A 2192-nucleotide genomic window follows, 5' to 3' on the forward strand; every position below is an offset into this window, starting at 1 on the left:
GTCCGGCGCGGGCGTCCCGCTGCGCGCGCTGGCCGCGCGCTGCGGCGCGCTGCTCACCACCTCGGCGGTCGCGCGCGGCCTGTTCCGCGGCGACGCCTTCGACCTGGACGTCTGCGGCGGGTTCGCGACGCCGGTCGCCGCTGAGCTGGTCCAGGGCGCCGACCTGCTGGTCGGCTGGGGCTGCGCCCTCAACGACTGGACGCTGCGCCACGGCGACCTGGTGGGGCCGGACGCGCGGCTCGTCCAGGTGGACGTGGAGGCCGAGGCGCTCGGCGCGCACCGCCCGGTGGACCTGTCGCTCATCGGCGACGCCGCCGAGACCGCGGTGGCCGTGGAGGCCGTGCTCGCCGGCCGCGGGCACCGCGCCCGCGGCTACCGCACCCGCGAGGTCGCGGGCCGCGTCGCCGCCGAGGGCCGCTGGCGCGACCTGCCGTTCAAGGACCGCTCCGACGGCGTCCGCGTGGACCCGCGCGCGCTCACCATCGCCCTGGACGACCTGCTGCCCGCCGAGCGCACCGTCGCGGTCGACTCGGGCAACTTCATGGGCTACCCCACGGTGTACCTGGACGTCCCCGACGTGGACGGCCTGGTGTTCACGCAGGGGTTCCAGTCCGTCGGCCTCGGCCTGGCGACGGCCGTCGGCGCGGCCGTCGCCCGTCCGGACCGGGTGACCGTCGCGGCGCTCGGCGACGGCGGCGCGCTGATGTCGGCGGCCGAGCTGGACACCGCGGCGCGGCTCGGTCTCGGCCTGCTGGTGGTGGTCTACGACGACGAGGCGTACGGCGCGGAGGTCCACCACTTCGGCCCGCAGGGGCACCCGCTCGACACGGTCACCTTCCCGCCCGCCGACATCGCCGGGGTCGCCCGCGCCTACGGCTGCGACGCGCTGACCGTCCGGCGGGTCGAGGACCTGGAACCGGTGCGGGACTGGCTGTCCGGACCGCTAGACCGCCCGCTGGTGGTGCAGGCGAAGGTCACGGCCGACCGGCCGTCCTGGTGGCTGGCCGAGGCGTTCCGCTCCCACTAGTCCGGCAGCGCGGTCTCTCTGCGGTCTCTTGGCGGTCTCTTGGCGGTCTCCGTGGTCTGTCCGCGGTCTGTCGGCCGTCACCGCGGGTCGGCGGGCGTCCGGGTACCGCACCGGCGTGGCGGGATGTGGCGGCTCCCTCATATACCTGATGCGGCGCGCGGGACAGGGGTTGACCGTTTTCCTCCGCAGTACTTACCTTCGCGGCAGTTGTGTCTCACGTCACACCGCCCCCGAGGAGGAGAGCATGGCGGAACGACTGAGAACGTCCTTCCGGCTGACCGGGCTGGGCCGCGAGATGGCCGCCGAGTTCGCCGGAACCCTGATCCTGATCCTGTTCGGCGTGGGCGTGGTGGCCCAGGTCGTCGCGGGTGGGATCGGCGACCACGACAGCATCGCCTGGGCCTGGGGCCTGGGCGTGACGCTCGGCGTCTACGTGTCCGCGACGATCAGCGGCGGGCACCTCAACCCCGCGGTCACCGTCGCCCTGGCGGTGTTCAAGGGCTTCGCCTGGCGCAAGGTCCTCCCGTACGCGGCGGCGCAGACCGCGGGGGCCTTCGTGGCGGCGCTGATCGTCCGGTGGAACTACACCGAGGTGCTGGCCAAGGCCGACCCCGGCCACACCGTCGGGAAGACCCAGGGCGTGTTCTCCACGCTGCCCGGCAATGGAACGCTCCCGGTGAGCCAGTGGGGAGCGCTCCGCGACCAGGTCATCGGTACCGCGATCCTGCTGTTCGTCGTCCTGGCGCTCACCGACCTGAAGAACCAGCCGCCGCTGGCCAACCTCGCGCCCGTCGTCATCGGCCTGCTGGTCGTCGCGATCGGCATGGCGTGGGGCACCGACGCCGGGTACGCCATCAACCCGGCCCGCGACTTCGGCCCGCGCCTGGCCGAGTACATCACCGGATACGGCGGGGCTTGGCGCGACCAGAACCACGACCTGTACTTCTGGGTCCCGATCGTCGGCCCGCTGGTCGGCGGGGTCGTCGGCGCGGGCCTCTACCTGATATTGATCGGGAACCACCTCACCGGACCCGACGAGGCCGCCGTCCCGGCCGCGGCCGGGCACCCCGAACCGCAGTACGACGTGCCCGGCGGCGTGGCCGAGACCGCGCCCGCCGGCGCGACCGGAACCGGCGCCGCCGGAGGCGGCACCGGCGGCCCCGCC

At 74.4% G+C, this 2192-nt stretch carries 2 protein-coding genes; both read left to right on the plus strand.

The genetic code is table 11. From position 1 onward, the window contains the following. Nucleotides 1-1027: thiamine pyrophosphate-dependent enzyme (locus tag DZF91_RS24640; protein ID WP_147341355.1), on the plus strand; the 1027-nt coding region annotated here is incomplete at its 5' end. A 244-nt stretch (nt 1028-1271) separates the two neighbouring features. Further along, a partial coding sequence (locus tag DZF91_RS24645; RefSeq protein ID WP_147341356.1) for an MIP/aquaporin family protein occupies nt 1272-2192 on the plus strand: 921 nt, incomplete at its 3' end.

Source organism: Actinomadura logoneensis, from assembly GCF_003428695.1.
GTDB classification, from domain to species: Bacteria; Actinomycetota; Actinomycetes; order Streptosporangiales; family Streptosporangiaceae; genus Spirillospora; species Spirillospora logoneensis.